The 19258-nt window shown below is 67.7% G+C and carries 21 protein-coding genes; 5 read left to right on the top strand and 16 right to left on the bottom strand.

What is annotated here, in order from left to right; translation table 11 throughout:
* Window positions 1-212: 212 nt before the first annotated feature.
* From ACFOPO_RS17835 to ACFOPO_RS17845, 3 genes are read right to left on the bottom strand one after another with little or no spacing between them, the layout of a single operon-like run.
* The gene (locus ACFOPO_RS17835) at window positions 213-686 is read right to left on the bottom strand and encodes a DUF4426 domain-containing protein (RefSeq protein WP_386705020.1); all 474 of its coding nucleotides are present in this window, start codon (window positions 684-686) and stop codon (window positions 213-215) included.
* Window positions 687-705: 19 nt separating this feature from the next.
* The gene (gene proC / locus ACFOPO_RS17840; protein WP_386705022.1) at window positions 706-1557 is read right to left on the bottom strand and encodes a pyrroline-5-carboxylate reductase; all 852 of its coding nucleotides are present in this window, start codon (window positions 1555-1557) and stop codon (window positions 706-708) included.
* 54 nt (window positions 1558-1611) lie between these two features.
* Window positions 1612-2268: a YggS family pyridoxal phosphate-dependent enzyme gene (locus tag ACFOPO_RS17845; protein WP_386705087.1), complete on the bottom strand. Its 657-nt coding sequence runs from the start codon at window positions 2266-2268 to the stop codon at window positions 1612-1614.
* A gap of 183 nt (window positions 2269-2451) precedes the next feature.
* Between ACFOPO_RS17845 and ACFOPO_RS17850 the strand changes: the two genes are divergently transcribed.
* Both ACFOPO_RS17850 and ACFOPO_RS17855 read left to right on the top strand, forming a co-directional pair.
* On the top strand, window positions 2452-3489 hold the full coding sequence (locus ACFOPO_RS17850) for a type IV pilus twitching motility protein PilT (RefSeq protein WP_386705023.1): 1038 nt from the start codon (window positions 2452-2454) through the stop codon (window positions 3487-3489).
* 120 nt (window positions 3490-3609) lie between these two features.
* Window positions 3610-4755 carry a PilT/PilU family type 4a pilus ATPase gene (locus ACFOPO_RS17855; RefSeq protein ID WP_386705024.1) on the top strand — a complete coding sequence of 382 codons (1146 nt, stop codon included), beginning with the start codon at window positions 3610-3612 and terminating at the stop codon, window positions 4753-4755.
* A gap of 179 nt (window positions 4756-4934) precedes the next feature.
* On the opposite strand, the gene ACFOPO_RS17860 is transcribed toward ACFOPO_RS17855, so the two are convergent.
* Window positions 4935-5495, bottom strand: coding sequence for a DNA-3-methyladenine glycosylase I (locus ACFOPO_RS17860; protein ID WP_386705026.1), 561 nt, complete (start codon window positions 5493-5495; stop codon window positions 4935-4937).
* Window positions 5496-5498: 3 nt separating this feature from the next.
* A complete protein-coding gene (locus tag ACFOPO_RS17865; protein ID WP_386705027.1) occupies window positions 5499-7226 on the bottom strand; it encodes a Zn-dependent hydrolase in 1728 nt (575 codons plus the stop codon).
* 90 nt (window positions 7227-7316) lie between these two features.
* Between ACFOPO_RS17865 and ACFOPO_RS17870 the strand changes: the two genes are divergently transcribed.
* From ACFOPO_RS17870 to ACFOPO_RS17880, 3 genes are read left to right on the top strand one after another with little or no spacing between them, the layout of a single operon-like run.
* Window positions 7317-7883: a YqgE/AlgH family protein gene (locus ACFOPO_RS17870; RefSeq protein WP_386705029.1), complete on the top strand. Its 567-nt coding sequence runs from the start codon at window positions 7317-7319 to the stop codon at window positions 7881-7883.
* Window positions 7883-8383, top strand: a complete 501-nt coding sequence (gene ruvX, locus ACFOPO_RS17875; RefSeq protein ID WP_386705031.1) for a Holliday junction resolvase RuvX — start codon at window positions 7883-7885, stop codon at window positions 8381-8383. Before ACFOPO_RS17870 ends, ruvX begins: the two co-directional genes overlap by 1 nt.
* On the top strand, window positions 8380-9309 hold the full coding sequence (locus tag ACFOPO_RS17880; RefSeq protein WP_386705032.1) for an aspartate carbamoyltransferase catalytic subunit: 930 nt from the start codon (window positions 8380-8382) through the stop codon (window positions 9307-9309). Before ruvX ends, ACFOPO_RS17880 begins: the two co-directional genes overlap by 4 nt.
* A gap of 106 nt (window positions 9310-9415) precedes the next feature.
* Here the strand turns inward: ACFOPO_RS17880 and ACFOPO_RS17885 are convergent, their stop codons facing one another.
* The 11 genes from ACFOPO_RS17885 to ACFOPO_RS17935 form a co-directional block, all read right to left on the bottom strand.
* Entirely contained in the window at window positions 9416-10207 is a 792-nt protein-coding gene (locus tag ACFOPO_RS17885) for a phospholipase (protein WP_386705033.1), read from the bottom strand.
* A gap of 46 nt (window positions 10208-10253) precedes the next feature.
* Window positions 10254-11615, bottom strand: coding sequence for a magnesium transporter (mgtE, locus tag ACFOPO_RS17890; RefSeq protein ID WP_200604281.1), 1362 nt, complete (start codon window positions 11613-11615; stop codon window positions 10254-10256).
* Between the two features lie 148 nt (window positions 11616-11763).
* Entirely contained in the window at window positions 11764-13494 is a 1731-nt protein-coding gene (gene ptsP / locus ACFOPO_RS17895) for a phosphoenolpyruvate--protein phosphotransferase (RefSeq protein WP_386705034.1), read from the bottom strand.
* 28 nt (window positions 13495-13522) lie between these two features.
* A complete protein-coding gene (locus tag ACFOPO_RS17900; RefSeq protein WP_386705035.1) occupies window positions 13523-13792 on the bottom strand; it encodes an HPr family phosphocarrier protein in 270 nt (89 codons plus the stop codon).
* A gap of 116 nt (window positions 13793-13908) precedes the next feature.
* A complete protein-coding gene (locus ACFOPO_RS17905) occupies window positions 13909-14301 on the bottom strand; it encodes a PTS sugar transporter subunit IIA (protein WP_200604284.1) in 393 nt (130 codons plus the stop codon).
* A gap of 128 nt (window positions 14302-14429) precedes the next feature.
* Entirely contained in the window at window positions 14430-14714 is a 285-nt protein-coding gene (locus tag ACFOPO_RS17910; protein WP_386705036.1) for a hypothetical protein, read from the bottom strand.
* Between the two features lie 15 nt (window positions 14715-14729).
* A complete protein-coding gene (locus ACFOPO_RS17915) occupies window positions 14730-15032 on the bottom strand; it encodes a hypothetical protein (protein WP_386705037.1) in 303 nt (100 codons plus the stop codon).
* Between the two features lie 185 nt (window positions 15033-15217).
* The gene (gene rapZ, locus ACFOPO_RS17920) at window positions 15218-16099 is read right to left on the bottom strand and encodes an RNase adapter RapZ (protein WP_386705038.1); all 882 of its coding nucleotides are present in this window, start codon (window positions 16097-16099) and stop codon (window positions 15218-15220) included.
* Between the two features lie 34 nt (window positions 16100-16133).
* A complete protein-coding gene (hprK, locus tag ACFOPO_RS17925) occupies window positions 16134-17084 on the bottom strand; it encodes an HPr(Ser) kinase/phosphatase (protein WP_386705039.1) in 951 nt (316 codons plus the stop codon).
* Between the two features lie 148 nt (window positions 17085-17232).
* On the bottom strand, window positions 17233-17559 hold the full coding sequence (gene hpf, locus ACFOPO_RS17930) for a ribosome hibernation-promoting factor, HPF/YfiA family (RefSeq protein WP_158734200.1): 327 nt from the start codon (window positions 17557-17559) through the stop codon (window positions 17233-17235).
* 203 nt (window positions 17560-17762) lie between these two features.
* On the bottom strand, window positions 17763-19184 hold the full coding sequence (locus ACFOPO_RS17935; RefSeq protein ID WP_386705040.1) for an RNA polymerase factor sigma-54: 1422 nt from the start codon (window positions 19182-19184) through the stop codon (window positions 17763-17765).
* Between the last annotated feature and the right edge of the window lie 74 nt (window positions 19185-19258).

Genomic DNA, 19258 nt, shown 5'->3' on the forward strand with positions numbered 1-19258 from the left:
AGCAGCGGGACATGGATGTCCCGCGTCCCGCGTAAAGACAGGATGTCGTCCGCGGGACGGAGCACTCCCCGCCCCTGCGGACGACGCCGCTCCGAAGCCTGGGCACCAAGGCAGCGTCAAGATGGATCCCGGCTTTCGCCGGGATGACGGGTTATCGGCCTGGATCCCGGCGTTCGCCGGGATGACGGTGACAGGGGGGACGGTTACCTGGCTCAGCGCGGATAGAAATCCCGGGGGAACTGCATCGTCGACGTCGCACCGTTCTCGCGCACGACCGTCACGTCGAAACGCAGAGTGTCCGGCGGCGTTGCTTCTGCCGTGCCGATGTAGTCGAGCAGATCGCCACTGCGCAATTCGCGCATCTCGATGGTCTGGCGACGGCCACGCAGGTCGGTCGCGGTGGCGGTGATGCGCGCCGGCAATGCGACTTCCTGCGCTTCAGGCCCCTGGCGCACGGCGACCAGCAACATCACCGTGTTGTCGGCGCGGCTGATGCCGTACTGGCTGGCCACGGCCGGCGACAACGCCGAGGTCTGCATCGCGTTGGCGCGGACGCTGACGTCGCCGACCCGGCTGATGGCTTCACCCTGCGCAGCAGGGGCGGCTGGCGTGGCCGGCGGCGGAGCGCTGCCACTGCAGCCGGCGAGGCCGGCGACCAGCAACGCAATGAGGGGGGCAATGCGCATGCGAAGACTCCTCAGGCAATCAATGGTGGGCTGCCGACAACTGCCGGCCGCGCTCGGTGGCGGCGGCGATCGCGCGCGCGACCAGCTCGCGGAAGCCGCCGGCTTCGAAGGTTTCGATCGCGGCCTGGGTGGTGCCGCCGGGGGAGGTCACCCGCGCACGCAGCACGTCGGCCGGTTCTTCAAGGCGAGTGAGCATCGTGGCCGCACCGAGCAGGGTCTGTTGCACCAGCGCCCGTGCGGCTTCCGGCGTCAGACCTTCGGCGACACCGGCCGCCTGCATCGCCTCGGCAAGCAGGAACACATACGCCGGGCCGCTGCCCGACACGGCAGTGACGGCGTCCATGCGGCTTTCGTCATCGATCCAGACCGTCGGGCCCACCGCATCGAGCAGGCCGGCGGCGTGGTCGCGCTGGTGGCCATCGGCCTGGTCGTTGGCGAACAGGCCGGTGATGCCGACGCCGAGCAGGGCCGGCGTGTTGGGCATCGCCCGGACCACCGCCAGGCCGCCGCCCAGCCAGCCGTCCAGCTGGGCCGCCGTGATGCCGGCCGCGATCGAGATCACCAGCGGCCGCCGCGCCTGTGCAATTCCGGCAAGCTCGGCGCAGACGCCCGCCATCACCTGCGGCTTGACCGCGAGCAGCCAGACATCGGCACCCGCCGCGGCTTCGGCGGCGTTGTCGAACCCCTGGACATGGAAGTCGCGCTCGAGTGCCTGGCGCAAGGCATCGGCGGGCTCGGCGACGTGGATGCCATCGGCCGGCTGGCCGCGTGCGATCAGGCCTCCGATCAGGCTGCGCGCCATGTTGCCGCCGCCGATGAAGGCGATGGCGCCGGGGGCGTCGGGTGTGGTGGTGGATTCGATCTGGGGCATGCGGGGGAAGAGGGCGAATGACGGTCGGTGCCGGTCATCGAGGATAGCAAGGCCTCAGGCCGGCCTCGGCCGGGCGCCGAACAGCGCCGTGCCAATGCGCACCATGGTCGCCCCTTCGGCGATCGCGATGGCATGGTCGTCGCTCATTCCCATCGACAACGTATCCACGCCCGGGTGCGCGGCACGCAGGGCCTCGAACAGCGCCCGGGTGCGGCGGAACGCGCCGCGCCGCTGCTCGGGATCGGGGTGGGGCGTGGGGATCACCATCAGCCCGCGCAGGCGCAGTCGCGGCTGGGCGGCGATGGCGTCTGCCAGGGCCGGCACGTCGCCGGGTTGGCAGCCATGCTTGCTGGCTTCGTCGTCGATGTTGACCTGGATCAGCACGTTCAAGGGTGGACGGTCGTCGGCGCGATGCTGGGCCAGGGCAGTGACCAGCTTGGCCCGGTCGACGGTCTGGACCCAGTCGAACAGGGTGGCGGCCTCCCTGGCCTTGTTGGACTGCAAATGGCCAATCAAGTGCCATTCCAGGCCCAGCGCGGCCAATGCCGGTTGCTTGGCCGCGGTCTCCTGCACATAGTTCTCGCCAAAGGCGTGCTGGCCGGCGGCGGCCAATTCCGCGACGGCCGTCGCATCCTGGGTCTTGCTGACGGCGAGCAGCCGCGGCACTGGCCGTCCGGAGGCCTCCGCCGCGTTCTCAAGCTTGAGTTGCATGTCCTGCAGAGCGCTGGCGCGCACGTCTCAATTCCTGTCTAAAGTGCTGGAAAGATGGCGAGGTTAGGGGGCTATACTGCGGCGCAGGGGTAGTTTGGTTCCACTACGGGGCGCTGCAAGGCCCTGTGTTCAAGGTACTGATCTTCAAGTCTGTTTTTCCAGTGGCAGTGCAGGGGAGCACGCATGGATATCGCCGAACTTCTGGCGTTTTCGGTAAAGAACAAAGCATCCGACCTGCACCTGTCTGCGGGCTTGCCGCCGATGATCCGGGTCGACGGCGACGTGCGCCGCATCAACATCCCGGCCCTCGACCACAAGCAAGTGCACGCGCTGGTCTACGACATCATGTCGGACAAGCAGCGCCGCGACTTCGAAGAGTTCCTCGAGGTCGACTTCTCCTTCGAGATTCCCGGCCTGGCGCGTTTCCGCGTCAACGCCTTCAACCAGAACCGCGGCGCCGGTGCGGTGTTCCGTACCATTCCCTCGGAAGTGCTGACCCTGGACGACCTGGGTTGCCCGCCGATCTTCCGCGAGCTCATCGACCAGCCGCAGGGCCTGATCCTGGTGACCGGCCCGACCGGTTCGGGCAAGTCGACCACGCTGGCGGCGATGATCGACCACATCAACAAGAACGAATACGGCCACATCCTCTCCGTCGAGGACCCGATCGAATTCGTCCACACCTCGCAGAAGTGCCTGATCAACCAGCGCGAGGTGCACCGCGACACGCACGGCTTCAACGAGGCGCTGCGCTCGGCCCTTCGTGAAGACCCCGACTACATCCTCGTCGGCGAGTTGCGCGACCTGGAAACCATCCGCCTGGCGCTGACCGCCGCGGAAACCGGCCACCTGGTGTTCGGCACCCTGCACACCTCCTCGGCGGCCAAGACCGTCGACCGAATCATCGACGTGTTCCCCGCCGGCGAAAAGCCGATGGTGCGCTCGATGCTGTCGGAGTCGCTGCGCGCGGTGATCTCGCAGGCGCTGCTGAAGAAGGTTGGCGGCGGTCGTACCGCGGCCTGGGAAATCATGGTCGGCATCCCGGCGATCCGTAACCTGATCCGCGAGGACAAGGTCGCGCAGATGTACTCGTCGATCCAGACCGGCCAGCAGTACGGAATGATGACGCTCGACCAGCACCTCCAGGACCTGGTCAAGCGCGGCCTGATCCTGCGTCCGCAGGCGCGCGAGTACGCCAAGGACAAGCGTCTTTTCGAATAAAAGCCATACCCCTCTCCCGTTCGCGGGAGGGGGACAGGCCGCCGCAGGCGGCCAGGGTGAGGGCAGTCTTGTCAGTCACACGCCGCACGAGCCGGGGAGGCCGTCGGCACTGGAGTAAGCATGAGCAGCACTACCGGCGGCAGCATCGATTTCACCTCGTTCCTCAAGCTGATGGCGCACCAGAAGGCGTCGGACCTGTTCATCACCGCCGGCATGCCGCCGTCGATGAAGGTCCACGGCAAGATCTCGCCGATCACCCAGAACCCGCTGACGCCCCAGCAAAGCCGCGACCTCGTCCTCAACGTGATGACGCCGCAGCAGCGCGAGGAGTTCGAAAAGTCCCACGAGTGCAACTTCGCCATCGGCGTGGCCGGCGTCGGCCGCTTCCGCGTCAGCTGCTTCTACCAGCGCAACCAGGTCGGCATGGTGCTGCGCCGGATCGAGACCAAGATCCCGACGGTGGAGGAGCTCAACCTGCCGCCGGTGATCAAGACGCTGGCGATGACCAAGCGCGGCATCATCATCTTCGTCGGTGCGACCGGTACCGGTAAGTCGACCTCGCTGGCGGCCATGATCGGCTACCGCAACCTCAACTCGACCGGCCACATCATCACCATCGAGGATCCGATCGAGTTCGTGCACAAGCACGAGGGCTGCATCATCACGCAGCGCGAAGTCGGCATCGACACCGACAGCTGGGATGCGGCGCTGAAGAACACACTGCGCCAGGCGCCGGACGTGATCATGATCGGCGAGGTGCGTACCCGCGAGGGCATGGACCACGCGATCGCCTTCGCCGAAACCGGCCACCTGGTGCTGTGCACGCTGCACGCCAACAACGCCAACCAGGCGATGGACCGCATCATCAACTTCTTCCCGGAAGACCGCCGCCAGCAGTTGCTGATGGACCTGTCGCTCAACCTCAAGGGCGTGGTCGCGCAGCAGCTGATCCCGACGCCGGACGGCAAGGGTCGGCGCGTGGCGATGGAAATCCTGCTCGGCACGCCGCTGGTGCAGGACTACATCCGCGACGGCGAGATCCACAAGATCAAGGAAGTGATGAAGGAGTCCGTGCAGCTGGGCATGAAGACCTTCGACCAGAGCCTGTTCGAGCTGTACCAGGCCGGCGAGATCAGCTACGAGGACGCCCTGCGTTACGCCGACTCGCAGAACGAAGTGCGCCTGCGCATCAAGCTGGCCCAGGGCGGCGACGCCCGGACGCTGGCGGCAGGCATGGACGGCATCGAGGTCGCGGAAGTGCGCTGATCGCCGCGATGGTGTCGCACGAAAAAGCCGGGCATTGCCCGGCTTTTTTGTTGCAGGCCGGCTATCCATCCCGGGTGCGCTTCGCTTACCCGGGCTACGGGGAGGGTGGTGCGTAGCCCGGGTAAGCGAAGCGCACCCGGGTGGCTGGCGGACTCCCGGGTGCGCGTTGCTTACCCGGGCTACCGGCGCCAGGGCGGGTCCAGCGGTGGCTTGAGCTTGATGATCTTCGCCTGCACCGGGCAACTGTCGCGGTGTGCACCCTTCAGGTAGCCCAGGCTCATCAGGAACTCGCCGGTGATCTCGCCACCGGTGAAGCGGAAGGTCTTCTTGAACAGCTTCACCCAGTCGGCCTTGTCGCGACGCTTGCCGTCCATGGACATGTTTGCGTCCAGCCACTGCGCGAAGCTGCCATGTGCAGCGCGCAGCTCCTGGATGACCTTGGCGTTGTGGATCGCCGCATCGACTTTCAGCCGGTTGCGGATGATCCCCGCATCCTCGAGCAGGCGCGCACGATCGGCCTCGCCGTAGGCGGCCACCTTGTCCACGTCGAAGCCGTCATAGGCGCTGCGGAAACCCTCGCGCTTGCGCAGCATGGTTTCCCAGCTCAGCCCGGCCTGGTTGATTTCCAGCACCAGGCGTTCGAACAGCACGGCATCGTCGCGCTGCGGGAAGCCGTATTCGTGGTCGTGGTAAGGCCCATGCAGCGGGTGGCCCGGCGCGTAGTCGCAGTAGCCGGACATCGCTTACGGCTTGCCCGCTGCGAACTGCTCCAGCCCCAGCACGCCCACGCCCTGCTCGAAGCGAATGTCCACCGGGATCTTCGCGTCCTTCAGTCGCGCAAGGTCGCCCGCCAGTTCCGGCTTGATCATGCCCAGCGTCTCGGTCATGCGCTTGGCCTCGGCGTAGTCACCATCGCCCTGCACCTTGAGCAGCTTGGCGCTGAGCGCGTTCATCGCCGCGCGCATCTTCTCGAAGTCGACGCGATAACGGCCGTCCGGATCGCGGCTGAAGGCACCCTGCTCGGCGAAGAAGTTGAAGCGAACCATGTTCGCCTTGCCGTGCGCGTCGCTGGCGCCGAAGCGCACCGAGCGCAGGATTCCGGCGAGGAAAGTCACGTAGCCGTCCATGAGCTTGCTCTCTTCCAGTTCGCCCTTGCGGCTGAGCGCATCGATCATGTACAGGCCGAGGATGTCGGCCTTGCCTTCCTCGAAACTGGACGAGTATTCCTTCAGCGCCTCGTCGACCGTGCCCTTGCCGTCGAGCGTCTTCTTGATGCCCAGGCCGTGCGCGACCTCATGGAACATCACGTCCTCGAAGAACGCATCGAAGGTGACGTGCTTGAGCTGGTCGGAGGCGATGAGTTCCTTCGCGATCGGGGTGAGGATGGCGTCGAACTTCGCCTTCATCACGTTCTCCAGCTGCAGGCGACGGGTGCCCTTGGCCAGCTGCACTTCCTCGTCGTTGGGCAGGTTGATGGCGATGGTCTTGGCGCCGACGTTGGCGTTGCCGCCGTAGTAGACGACCTGGTAGGCGTTGAGGTCCGCCGCCGAGCCGGGCACTTCGGCCTTGTACTTGTCGTCCACCGGCAGGCCCTTCTGCAGGGTCGGCAGGAAGCTGGCGAAGCGGGCGAGCTTCTTGCTCCACTCCACGTCCTTGACCAGCACCAGGCCCTCGTAGGCGGCCTTGTAGCCGAACAGCTGGTCCTCGTAGGTCTCGATCGGGCCGATCACGATGTCGACCGGGTTGGTCTTCATGTCCATCCATGCCATGTCGCTGGGACGGAAGTCGTCGTCGAGCAGGGCCTTGGCGCGGCTGGTCAGGTAATCGGCGAAGGACTTGTCCGCGCTCAGCGTGGCGGCCTCGCGCAGCAGTGCGGCGGCACGCTCGAGGTCGGCCTTGTAGGCCTCGTGGTAGGGCACCGTGACGAGCTTGCCGTCAACGCGGCGCAGCAGCGTGTAGTTGGAGGTCTTGTCGGGCAGCGTGGCCGCTTCGAACTCCGCCTTGGTCATGTCCGCCGGATAGAACGGGCCGCCGGGCGGGCGCGGGCCGACGCCATCGATGATCGGCGTGTCTTCGTTGAGGCGGTCCCAGGGGCCGAAGTTGACCTCGACCAGTTCGCGCGTGCCCGCATCCGGGGCGCGCGCGAGCAGGGCGGCGCGGTCGCCGTCCCAGGACTGCTTCCAGTAGATGTCGTTCATGACTTTGCTGGCCTGGACGAGCTTGGCGATCATGCGTTTGCCGGAATCGTCGAAGCCGGACAGGTCGGCCTTGAGCGGCACCACCGCGTAATCGCCGGCGTGGGCAGCGGCGTAACCGGAGGCGGCGGCCGCCGGTGCAGCCTGCGCGGCCGGTTTGGCCGGCTCCTGCGGGGCCTGGGGCTTGCAGGCGGCCAGGGCGAGCCCGGCCAGGCAGGCCACGGCGAGGACGCGCAGGCGGGTGGAGTGCGGAGCGGTCGGATTCGAAGCTGTCATGGCGGCGGCACGGCGTGGACAGGGAAAGTCGCCATCCTACGCCCGCGACGGTGCGGCACGCATCGCGCAACGCGGGCTAGAATGTTGGCCATGTCAGTGACTCCCACGCCACTTGCCAACCAGCTGCTGATCGCGTTGCCGGCCTTGGCCGACTCCAACTTCGCCCGCAGCGTCGCCCTGATCTGCCAGCACGATTCCGACGGTGCGATGGGGCTGGTCGTCAATCGCCCGTCCGAGTACACGCTGGGCGAAGTCTTCGGCCAGATGGGCCTGGAAGGCGGCGATCCCTCCCTGCTGTCGCAGATCGTCCTTGCCGGCGGCCCGGTCCATCCCGAGCGCGGCTTCGTCCTGCACGACGGCGGCTCGCAGTGGGACTCCACGCTGGCGATCACCGAGCGGCTGTTCCTGACCACCTCGCGCGACATCCTCGAAGCCATGGCGCGGGGCGACGGCCCCGACAACGCCATCGTGGCGCTGGGCTGCGCCGGCTGGGGCTCCGGGCAGCTCGAGCAGGAACTGACCGAGAACGACTGGCTGACCGCACCGGCCGATCCCGAGCTGCTGTTCGAACTGCCGCTGGACGCGCGCTGGCAGGCCGCAGCCGGGCGCATCGGCGTCGATTTCGCCTACCTGGCCGATTACTCCGGGCACGCCTGATGGCGGGCACCGCGGACAAGGCGTCACCGATCCGGCGCGACGGCACCGTGCTCGGCTTTGACGTCGGTGCACGCCGGATTGGCGTGGCCGTCGCCAGCGCCTTCGGCCACGGCGCACGCGCCCTGGCAGTGATCGACGTGCACGGCCATGGCCCCGACTGGACCGCCATAGACAGGCTGCGCACCGAATGGCGCCCCGATGGCCTGATCGTCGGCGACCCGATGAGCCTGGACGGTGGCGACCAGCCGATCCGCATTCGCGCCCATGCTTTCGCCCGCGAACTGCACGCACGCTACGGGCTGCCGGTGGTGCTGGTCGACGAGCGCATGAGTTCGATCGAGGCCGCGCAACGCTTCGCCTCCGACCGTGCCGAGGGCCGCAAGCGCCGCCGCGATGCCGAGGCGCTGGATGCGGTGGCGGCGGCGGTCATCATCGAGCGCTGGCTGGCCGCACCGGACGACGCCCTCGATCTTTCCGAACTTCCCCATTCCAATCCATGAACGCACCGCACACGCACCTGCCGCGCCACCTGCTGACCCTGCAAGACCTCGAACGCGGCGTGCTCGATGCGCTGCTGGTTCGATCGCAGGCCTTTGCCGAAGGCCACTACGACCGCCGCGCGCTCGATGGCATCGCCGTGTGCACGCTGTTCTTCGAACCCTCCACGCGCACGCGCATGAGCTTCACGCTCGCCGCGCAGCGCCTGGGTGCGGACGTGCTCAACTTCGACGCCTCGACGTCGTCGACGCGCAAGGGCGAAACCGCGCTCGACACCCTCAAGAACCTCGAGGCCATGGGCGTGCGCGGCTTCGTCGTGCGCCACCAGGACGATGGCGCGGTGGCCGGGCTGTCCGCGCACGTCAACGACGGCACCGTGCTGGTCAACGCCGGCGACGGCCGCAGCGCGCACCCGACCCAGGGCCTGCTCGACATGCTGACGCTGCGCCAGGCCAAGGGCGCCGACTTCTCGAAGCTGAAGGTGCTGGTCGTCGGCGACGTCAAGCATTCGCGCGTCGCCCGTTCGGACCTGCAGGCACTGCGCACGCTCGGCACCGGTGACATCCGCGTATGCGGACCGGCCCCGCTGCTGCCGGACGACGGCACGCTGCAGGGCTGCAATGTCTCGCACGACCTCGATGCCGCGCTCGAAGGTGTCGACGCGGTGATGATGCTGCGCCTGCAACGCGAGCGCATGGAAGAAGGCCTGATCGCTTCGCTCGACGACTACCACCGCGATTTCGGCTTGACTGCCAGCCGCCTCAAGCGCGCTGCGGGCGACGCGGTGGTGATGCATCCGGGCCCGATCAATCGCGGCGTCGAGATCACCGACGAAGTAGCGGATGGCCCGCAGTCGCTGATCCTGCGCCAGGTCGGCAACGGCGTGGCGGTGCGGATGGCGGTGCTGGAAGCGCTGCTGCGCGGCTAGGGCATCCTTCCTTCGACTTCGCTGCGCTACGCTCAGGACGAACGGTGTCCGGAGGAAGTGAACCGTTCGTCCTGAGCGTAGGCGCAAAGCGCCGAAGTCGAAGGACTCAGCGCCTCTGGGCCCAAATCCAAGTCCAAAGCTCCGGCATCGCATACGCCGGATCCCACACGTCATGCCCCACGCCGGCCATTTCGCTGTAGCGCACATCCGCGCCAACGCGGCGCAGCGCTTCGGCCATGTGCCGTGACTGGTCCGGCGTGACCGCCTCGTCGTTGGCGCCGTGGAACAGCCACATCGGCAGATGCTGCAATCGCTGCGCCGCCGCCGCGAACGGGTCCGGCGCCTGCGCCACGCCCTCGACCTGAAGATGCTCGGGCACGCCCGGCGGTTGCGTGATGCCGCCGCAGACCGGTACCAGCGCGGCGAATCGCAGCGGCTGCATCAACGCCAGTTCGTAAGCGCCGTAGCCGCCACGCGACAGTCCGGTCAGGACGATGCGGTGCGGGTCGCCGTCGAACTCGCGAAGGCTCGCATCGAGCGCGGCCAGGGCCATGCGCGCGTTGGCACCGTCCCAGGACTGACCCTCAGGCGATTGCGGGAACACCACGATGGCCGGGAAATCCACCAGGTGCTTGCGCAGGTACGGGCCGAGGCCGACCTGCACCTGTTTCTGGTTGTCGTTGCCGCGCTCACCGGAGCCGTGCAGGAACAGGAGCACCGGCGGATGGCGGCCACCGGCCTGTGCCGACGGGACGAACACCTGGTAGCGATGCGTGGCGCCGTCGATCTGCAGTTCGCGCTCGACGAAACGGCCGCTGGCTTCACGCGCCGGCCGGTGCACGCACGCGGCCGTCATGGCCAGGAGCAGCAGGACGAGCACGCGGGAAACGTTCGACATCGACAAGCCTCCGGAGAAAGCGGAGCAGGGAATGCCGCCGCGAACGCTACCGCAGCAGGATGAGTGTCGCCAGGCCGAGGAAAGTGAAGAAGCCCATGACGTCGGTGACGGTGGTCAGGAAGATGCCGCTGGCCAGCGCCGGATCGAATCCCGCGCGTCGCAGCGTCACCGGCACCAGCACGCCCGCCACCGCCGCGAACAGCAGGTTGAGCGTGAGGGCGATGCCGATCACGATCGAAAGCCCGACACTGTGGAACCACAGCAGCACGATCAGCGCCAGCAGCGTGCCCAGCACCAAGCCGTTGAGCAGTGCCACGCGCGCTTCCTTCCACAGCAGCGTGCGCACGTTGGCCGCGCCGACCTGGCCCAGGGCCAGGCCGCGCACCATCAGCGCCAGCACCTGCGTGCCGGCGTTGCCGCCCATGCCGGCGACGATCGGCATCAGCACCGCCAGCGCCACCAGCTTGTCGATGGTGTCGGCGAATTCGCCGACCACGCTGGCGGCCAGGAATGCCGTGCCCAGGTTGATCGACAGCCAGATCAGGCGCCGCCGCATCGCGCGCCAGACCGGGCTGAAGAGGTCTTCGTCCTCGTCCAGGCCGGCCGCGCTCAGGGCCTGGTGTTCGGCCTGGTTGCGGATGATGTCGACGACGTCGTCGATGGTGATGCGGCCGAGCAGGATGTTGTTCTCGTCGACCACCGGCGCGCTGAGCCAGTCATGGTCGGAGAACTTGCGCGCGACCTCGTTCGCCGATTCCTCGACGTCGATGGCGGCCTGCTCGTCGTCGATCAGCTTGTTGATCGGCGTGCCCGGGTCGTGCGTCAGCAGCGCGGCCAGCGCGAGGCGGCCCAGGTACTGGTGGCGGCGGCTGACCACGTACAGGTGGTCGGTGTGCTCGGGCAGCTCGCCGCGCAGGCGCAGGTAACGCAGCACGACGTCGACGGTGGTGTCGGTTCGCACCGTCACCACGTCGGGGTTCATCAGGCGGCCGGCGGTGTCCTCCGGGTACGACAGCACCTGCTCGAGCCGCTCGCGGTTTTCGCGGTCCATCGACTTGAGGACTTCGTCGATGACCGTGTCGGGCAGGTCTTCGACCAGGTCGGCAAGGTCGTCGATTTCCAGCTCGGAGGCCGCGGCGATGATCTCGTCCGGGTCCATCTCCGCCAGCAGGCTCTCGCGCACTTCATCGCCGACGTGGACCAGCACCTCGCCGTCGTCCTCGGCATCGACCAGGCCCCACACGATCGTGCGCTTGGCCGGCGGCAGCGATTCGAGCAGGTTGCCGATCTCGGCGGGGGAGAGGGTGTTGACCAGCCGGCGCACCGGACCCAGACGACCGCTGTCGAGCGCATCGGAAAGCAGGCGCAGCTGGCGCGCGGTCTTGTCGTGGCGGACGGCTTCGGCCATGCGGGGCTTCCGGTGGCGCATCGCACCACGATGGCGCGACAGGGCTAGGTGTTCATGGCGCGCATTATCGCCCCTGAAGGCGATAAAGCACAGCCCGAGCGGGCCGTGTCATCGGCAAGGCCAGGTGGAAGGATGTGATCGAAGGACGTCAGGGCCGATGCGAAGGGGCGTTGCCGTGGATCCACTCTTCGATGGCCGAACGATCGCGCGCGCGCAGCAGCGACGCTGCATTGGCCTTCAGCTGGGCCAGGCTGCAGTGGCGGATCGTGCGGCGCAGTTCCAGCAGCGTCGCCGGATGCAGGCTGAACTCGGTGAGGCCCAGCGCCAGCAGCATCGGCGCGAAATGCGGATCGCCGGCCATCTCGCCGCAGACCGCCACCGGCTTGCCGCGCTTCTCGCCGAGGCGGATGACGTCGCGGATCAGGCGGATCACCGCCGGATGCAGCGGCGTGTAGAGGTTGGTCAGCGCCTCGTTGTTGCGGTCGGCGGCAAGCAGGTACTGGACGAGGTCGTTGGTGCCGATCGACAGGAAATCGACCGAGCCGATGAAGGTCGGCAGTGCGATGGCCGCAGCGGGCACTTCGATCATCGCGCCCAGGGGCACCTGCTCGGCGACTTCGTGGCCTTCCTCGCGCAGCTGCGTGGTCACGCGCTTGAGCAGGCTGCGGACCGCGCGCACTTCCTCGCGGCAACTGATCATCGGCAGCAGGATGCGCAGCGGGCCGTAACCGGACGCGCGCACCAGTGCACGCAACTGCGACTCGAGCAGGCCCGAACGCGCCAGCGACAGCCGCACGCCACGCAGCCCCAGTGCCGGGTTGGGTTCGTCGCGCAGGGCCAGCCCGGTGCGGTCGGCCTTGTCGGCGCCCAGGTCGAGGGTGCGGATGGTCACCGTGCGTCCGGTCATGCCGAGCACGACATCGCGGTAGACGCGGAACTGCTCTTCCTCGTCCGGCAGTTCGTTACGCTGCAGGAACAGGAACTCGGTGCGGTACAGGCCGACGCCGGCGGCGCCCAGCGCGTGCGCCTCGGCCACGTCGTCACGCGACTCGGCATTGGCGAACAGCTTGATGTCGACGCCGTCGAGGGTGCGCGTGGGCTCGCGGCGCAGGCGATGCAGTTGCTTGCGTTCGCGCGCAAGTTCGCGCACGCGGCCGCGATGCGAGCGCAGGTCGTTGGCGTCGGGCTCCAGCACCACGCGCCCGGTGGCGCCGTCGACGGCGAGCACGTCGCCGTCGTTGATCTTCTGCAGCGCCTGCGCCGCGCCGACCACATAGGGCAGGTGCAGGCTGCGCGCCAGGATCGCGCTGTGCGAGAGCACGCTGCCGCTGGTGGTGATGATGGCCATCACCCCCTGCGCCTGCAGCTGGACGAGCTCGGCCGGGGCGACGTTGTCGGTGACCAGGATTTCGCCGGCGACACCGGAGATGCCGTTGTCGTGGCGATGCAGGGCGGCATGGACGCGGCCGATGACCTGGTCGATGTCGTCGACGCGGCTGCGGAAGTAGGCATCATCCATGGCCTGGAAGACCGAGGCGATGCGGTCGCGCTGCAGGCGCAGCGCGTAGTCGGCGGAGTAGCGGCCGGTGCGGATCAGCTCGTCGAGGCCGTTGAGCAGTTCCGGGTCGTCGAGCAGCAGGCTGTGCAGGTCGAGGAACTCGCCGACCTCGTGCGCCAGTGCGCCATGCAGGCGCTCGCGCAGCGCGAACATCTCGCCGCGGACGGTGGCGATGGCGGCATGCAGGCGCGCGACTTCGGCTTCGACCGCCTTGGCCGGGATGTGCTCCTCGAGCACCTCGAGCACGTGCGGCAGGCGGACACGGGCGCGGCCGAGGGCGCTTCCGCGCGATGCACCGTGTCCGTTGAACTCCTGCCTCATTCCTTTACTCCGGTGGTGCGACGGGGCGTCAGCTGTCTTCGTCGAAGCGGCGCTCGAACAACGAAACCACCGCCTGCGCGGCACTGGCTTCGTCTTCGCCTTCGACCCGCAGCTTGACCTGGGTGCCCTGGCCGGCAGCAAGCAGCATCACCCCCATGATGCTCTTGGCGTTGACCTCGCGGCCCTTGGCGGTAAGCGTGGCGCTGCTGCGGAAGCCCGACAGCGCCTGCACCAGCTTGGCGGTCGCGCGCGCATGCAGGCCGAGGCGATTGGTGACGGTCAGTTCGTGTTCGATCATCGCCGATTCCTCGATCCGGTCACGCGCCCGTTACGATCCCGCCGGGCCAGGTCACGCTTGCTCTGCCGAAGCCATTCCATTTCGTACTGCTCCTGGGTACTGCTCAAGATGGCGTCCTATGCTTCATCCACGATCACGCCGTTGCGCGCACCGGCGGCGGCCACGGCCGGCAGCTCGTCCAGGGTCAGGTCGGCGTAGTTCATTACCCGCAGCAGCATCGGCAGGCTCAGTGCCGACACGCGCCGGACCGGTGTGCCCAGGCGGGCGACCTTGGCGGCGAGGTTGCTCGGCGTGGCGCCGTAAAGATCGGTCAGCACCAGCACGCCTTCGCCGCCATCGACGCGGCGCAATGCGGCGCTCGCCAGTGGCAGCAGGGCGTCGGGGTCGCCGTCGAACGGGACCTCCAGTGCCTCGGTCCGCAGCGGCAACGGACGCATGAGCCGCCCGGCCACCGCGATCAGCGCGTTGCCTATGCCTTCATGGGTGATCAGGAGGATGCCGACGGCCATGTCGCCAAGTTAGCAGAGGCGGGTGACGGGCCGGAAGCGCTCGCCAGCAAAAGAAGCGGCCCGCATCGCTGCGGGCCGCGGTGGGCGATCGCCTGAGCGACCGCGTGGGCGCCATCGGTGAGGGGGCATCACTTCGACGGCGGGGTGGTGTCGTCCTTCGGAGGCGTCTCCTGGCCTTCCACCGGCGGTGGCGTGGGCGCGCCTGACTCCGGTGTCGTCGTCGCCGGCGGGGTGGTGTCGGCCGGCGGCGTGTACGTATCCGGCGGCGGCGGCTCGGCCGGGGGCGGTGTCTCCACGGGCACGGGCGTGGTGGTCTCGGTCTTCTGGCAGCCACCCAGGGCCAGCGCGGACGTGAGCGCCAGGGCGAGGGCGGCAGCGATCGGGTAGGAGCGATGGGAGAGGGTCGATCTCATGGATTGCCTCCTTGGTCAGTACTGGCTTGCGCCACCCTGGCTGGCGGCGTATTCGGTTTCGGAAAGCTGACCGTCGCCATCGCGATCGGCCTTGGCGAACTGGCTGGTCAGCCTGGCATCGACGGCTGCTTCGTCCTTGCTGACCTTGCCGTCGGCATTCACGTCCATGTCGCGGAAGCTCATCATCTTCGGCGTCGTGTCCATGGGCTTGTCGGGCGGTGGCGTCGTCGTCGGCGGTTCGGTGCGCTGGGCAAGCGCCGCCGGCGCGGCGAGCACGGCGAGAAGGACCAGTGGAAGCGCGCGGCTTCGCACGGACATGGTTCGAACGGACTGGGTTCGCATGGGCATTCTCCGTGGTGGAGGAGCGCTGCCTTGCAACGCACCCCAACCCTAACCGCATGCACGCAAGCCAGATGCAAGCAAGCTGCAAATATTTCGTGATGCGAAAGCCCGCAGCGACGCGAAGTCAGGAAGGATTCACGGCAATCGGCCGCAAGGCCGCGTCAGTCCAGTTCGCGGTGGTGCACCGCAACTTCTTCCCAACCCTGTGCGCGCGCATGTTCGGCGAGGCGTTCCGCCAGGTAGACCGAGCGATGGCGGCCGCCGGTGCAACCGAACGCGATGGTCGCGTAGCTGCGCGCGCTGTCGACATGCAGCCGCGGCAGCCAGGTGTCGAGGAACTGGCTGATCTGGTTGGCGAACAGGTTCACGTCCGGCTGCGCTTCCAGATAGGCGCGGATCGAGGCATCGCGCCCGGACAGAGGACGCAGTACCGGATCCCAGTGCGGATTGGGCAGCGCCCGCGCATCGAACACGAAATCGGCATCGGCCGGAACGCCGCGGCGATAGGCGAACGATTCGAACAACAGCGACATGCCGGTATCGCCACCGATGCAGAACTCGGTGATCACCTGCCGGCGCAGCTGGTGTACGTTGAGTTCGCTGGTGTCGACCACCGCATCGGCGATCGAGCGCAACGGCTTGAGCACCTGGCGTTCCAGCGAAATCGCGTCGGCCAGCGACAGCCCCAGGTGGCTCAGCGGATGGCGACGACGCGTGTCGGCATAGCGCTTGAGCACGGTCGAGTCGCTGGCGTCGAAGAACACCAGCTTCGGATCGAGCCCGAGCGCGCCCACCGCCGACAACCATTCGGGGATGTTGCTCAGGTCGCTGTGGCGGTTGCGCACGTCGATGCTGACGGCGAGCTTGGCCGGTGCGCCGTCGTCGGCGCGCTGCACGCTGGCGACGAACTGCGGCAGCAGGTCGGCCGGCAGGTTGTCGACGCAGAAGTAGCCCATGTCCTCGAAGGTCCGCAGCGCCACTGACTTGCCCGATCCGGACATGCCGCTGACGATGACCAGGGAGGGGGTGGGTGTTTCGCTCATGGGTTGGGTGGTCTTTGTATGGTGTGGCGCGGCGTCACGAATCGCCGCGTTCGAGGAAATTGCTGTGGCGTGCGATGAACGCCGCCGCCGGATCGAGCCCCTTCATGCGCAGGCTGTGCAGCCGCGTCGCCGCTTCGGTCAGCACGGCCAGGTTGCGGCCGGGCATGACGGGCAGGGTGATCATCGGCACGTCGAGGTCGAGCACGCGACGCACGCCGCTGTCGCCGGTGAGGCGCTCGATGCCCATGGGCTTGGGCTCGGTCATCGGCTTGGCCAGGTGCACGATCAGTCGCAGGTACTTGTTGTTCTTGACCGCGGTGTCGCCGAACATCTGGCGGATGTTGAGCACGCCCAGGCCGCGTACTTCGAGCAGGTCCTGCAGCATTTCCGGGCAGGTGCCGTCGAGCACGTCCGGTGCGATCTGGGTGAATTCCGGCGCGTCGTCGGCGACCAGGCGATGGCCGCGCGTGACCAGTTCCAGCGCCAGCTCGCTCTTGCCCGAGCCCGATTCGCCGGTGATCAGCACGCCGATGGAGTAGATCTCCATGAAGACGCCGTGCAGCGTCACCCGTGGCGCAAGCGTGCGCGCAAGGTGGTACTGCAGGTGGTTGAGCAGTTCGTGGCCACGACGCGGCGAGACCCACAGCGGCGTCTGGCTTTCCTGCGCTGCGATGCGCAGGTCCTCCGGGCAGGCCTGGTCCTTGCTGATGACCAGCGCGAGTGGACGGAACTGGATGATCTTCTCGATCGTCTCCCAGCGCAGGCGCGAGTCGAGCGCGTCGAGCCAGGCCAGTTCCTCGGTGCCGAGGATCTGCACCTTGTTCGGATAGATCGCGTTGAGATAGCCGGCGAGCGATGGCCGGCGTGCCACGGTGTTGACCGCTTCGAGCACGCGCCGGTCGCCCCCCTGGCCGGCAAGCCAGCGCAGGCTGAGTCGATCGCGTTGCTGGTCGAACAGTTCCCCTGCGCTGATGCTGGTGCTCATGCGGGCCTCAGGCGCGGAAATCGGGCGTGCTGCCCGGCGGGCGCCGTGCGCCCGCGCGGACAGGAGTGCTGGACCAGGTGTGCTCGACTGCGTGCGCGACCGCGGCCGCGCTCAACGATTCGTCCAGGGGCATGGAGTAGGAAGGGTGTCAGCCGAAGCTGTCGCTGCGTGCAGCGCTTTCGCCGCGGTGGTGGTCCACGACCTTGCTGCGGTGTTCCTTCAGCAGCCGGTCGAGCTTGTCGGATAGCAGGTCGATCGCTGCGTACATGTCGATGGCAGCGGCGTCGGCGTGGAGGGTGCGGCCGGCGATGTTGACCGTGGCCTTGGCGCGATGATTGGGTTTGTCGAGGCTGAGCTGTGTGCGGACGTCGAAAGCCTGTTCGCAATGCCGTTCCAGTCGGGCCAGCTTGCTTTCGACGTAGTCACGCAGTGCCGGTGTGACTTCGATCTGCTGGCCGTAGGTTTCGATACGCATCGGAGACCTCCTTTACGTCGCAACGGGAAGACAGGATGGCACGACCGGTGCGATGTGCAAGTGGCCGGCGTCCACAGTTTGGCCAATGTGGCCCGGAAGGCCTTGATCCGTCGATGTTTTTGGCCGAAAGCGTAAACCGTGCTGCAACGTGCACGGCGTTTTAACGCGTGCGCCTCGGTTCAGCCGACCCGCTCGGGCCAGCTTCAGCCCATGCGCACACGATCCTGCGAGGAGGGGATGCTCATGGCTTCGCGGTACTTGGCGACCGTGCGCCGCGCCACTGGCACGCCTGTTGCCTTGAGCGTTTCGGCCAGGCGCGCATCCGACAACGGCTTGCGCGGGTTCTCGGCTTCGATCAGGCGGCGGATCATGGCCTGGATGGCCGTGCTGGAGGCCTCGCCGCCGGCGCCGGTGTCGATGCCCGAGGCGAAGAACGCGCGCAGCGGAATGGTGCCGCGCGGCGTGCGTGCGTACTTGCGGGCGATCGCGCGCGAAACGGTGGATTCGTGCAGGCCGACTTCGCCCGCGACCTCGCGCAGCGTCAGCGGCCGCAGCGCGCTGTCGCCGAATTCGAGGAACGCCGCCTGTTGCTTGAGCAGGCAGCGCGCGACCTTGATCAGCGTCTCGCCGCGCGCTTCCAGGCTCTTGAGCAGCCAGCGCGCTTCCTGCAGGTGGCCACGCAGGTAGCTCGCGTCGGTGCCGCTGGCGTGGCGGACCATGCTTTCGTAGCCGCGATGGATCGCGATGCGCGGGCGCATGCCGTCGGCCAGCGCAACCCGCCACAGGCCGTGCTGGCGCCAGATGACCAGGTCCGGGGCGATGTAGGTGTCGCTGGCGATCGCGCCGATCTGCGCGCCGGGGCGCGGGTCGAGCGAGCGCAGCAGGTGCACGGCGGTTTCGACTTCACCCAGGTCCAGGCGCATTTCGCTGGCCAGGCCGGCGACGCCGACCTTGGGCAGCCGCTCCAGCGGGCCATTGGCCAGCTGATGGGCCAGTGCCTTGCCCGGCGTCTCGCTGGCGAACTGCGCCAGCTGCAGCCGCAGGCATTCGCCCAGGCTGCGGGCGCCGACGCCGACCGGGTCGAACTGCTGAACCTGGTGCAGCACGGTGGTGATTTCTTCTTCGCTGGCCTCGACCGACGGCGCCAGCGAGGCGGCGATGGAGTCCAGCGGTTCGCGCAGGTAACCGTCGTCGTCGATGGCCTCGATCAGGGCCACGCCGATCAGGCGGTCGCGCGGCGACAGCGGGCTCAGGTGCAGCTGCCACAACAGGTGGTCGTGCAGCGTGTCGGATTCGGCGACCTGCTCGGCGACCGGCGCGTCGTCATCGCTGTCGGCCGGGCCGATGCGCTCGTACCACGGCTCGCCATCGTTGCTGCCCCATTCGGCTTCGGGCGGCAGGTGCTCGGTGGGGGAGTCTTCATGCGACGACGAATCGCTTGCGCCGTTGCCATTGGTGACGCTGATCGCGACTTCGGTCCAGTCGAGCAGCGGATTGCTTTCCACTGCCGCCGCCAGTTCAGCTTCAAGCTCGACTGCCGACAACTGCAGCAGGCGGATCGCCTGACGCAGCTGCGGTGTCATCACCAGCTGTTGTCCGAGTGCGGCTTGGAGGCGGGGCTTCATTGTCTGAGACTAACGCGACCGGGGGAGGTCGACGGCCGTGCCGCGTTCGTCGCGATGCGCGTTCCGCGCACCAC

This window comes from Lysobacter sp. GCM10012299 (assembly GCF_042649405.1).
GTDB lineage: Bacteria > Pseudomonadota > Gammaproteobacteria > Xanthomonadales > Xanthomonadaceae > Lysobacter_J.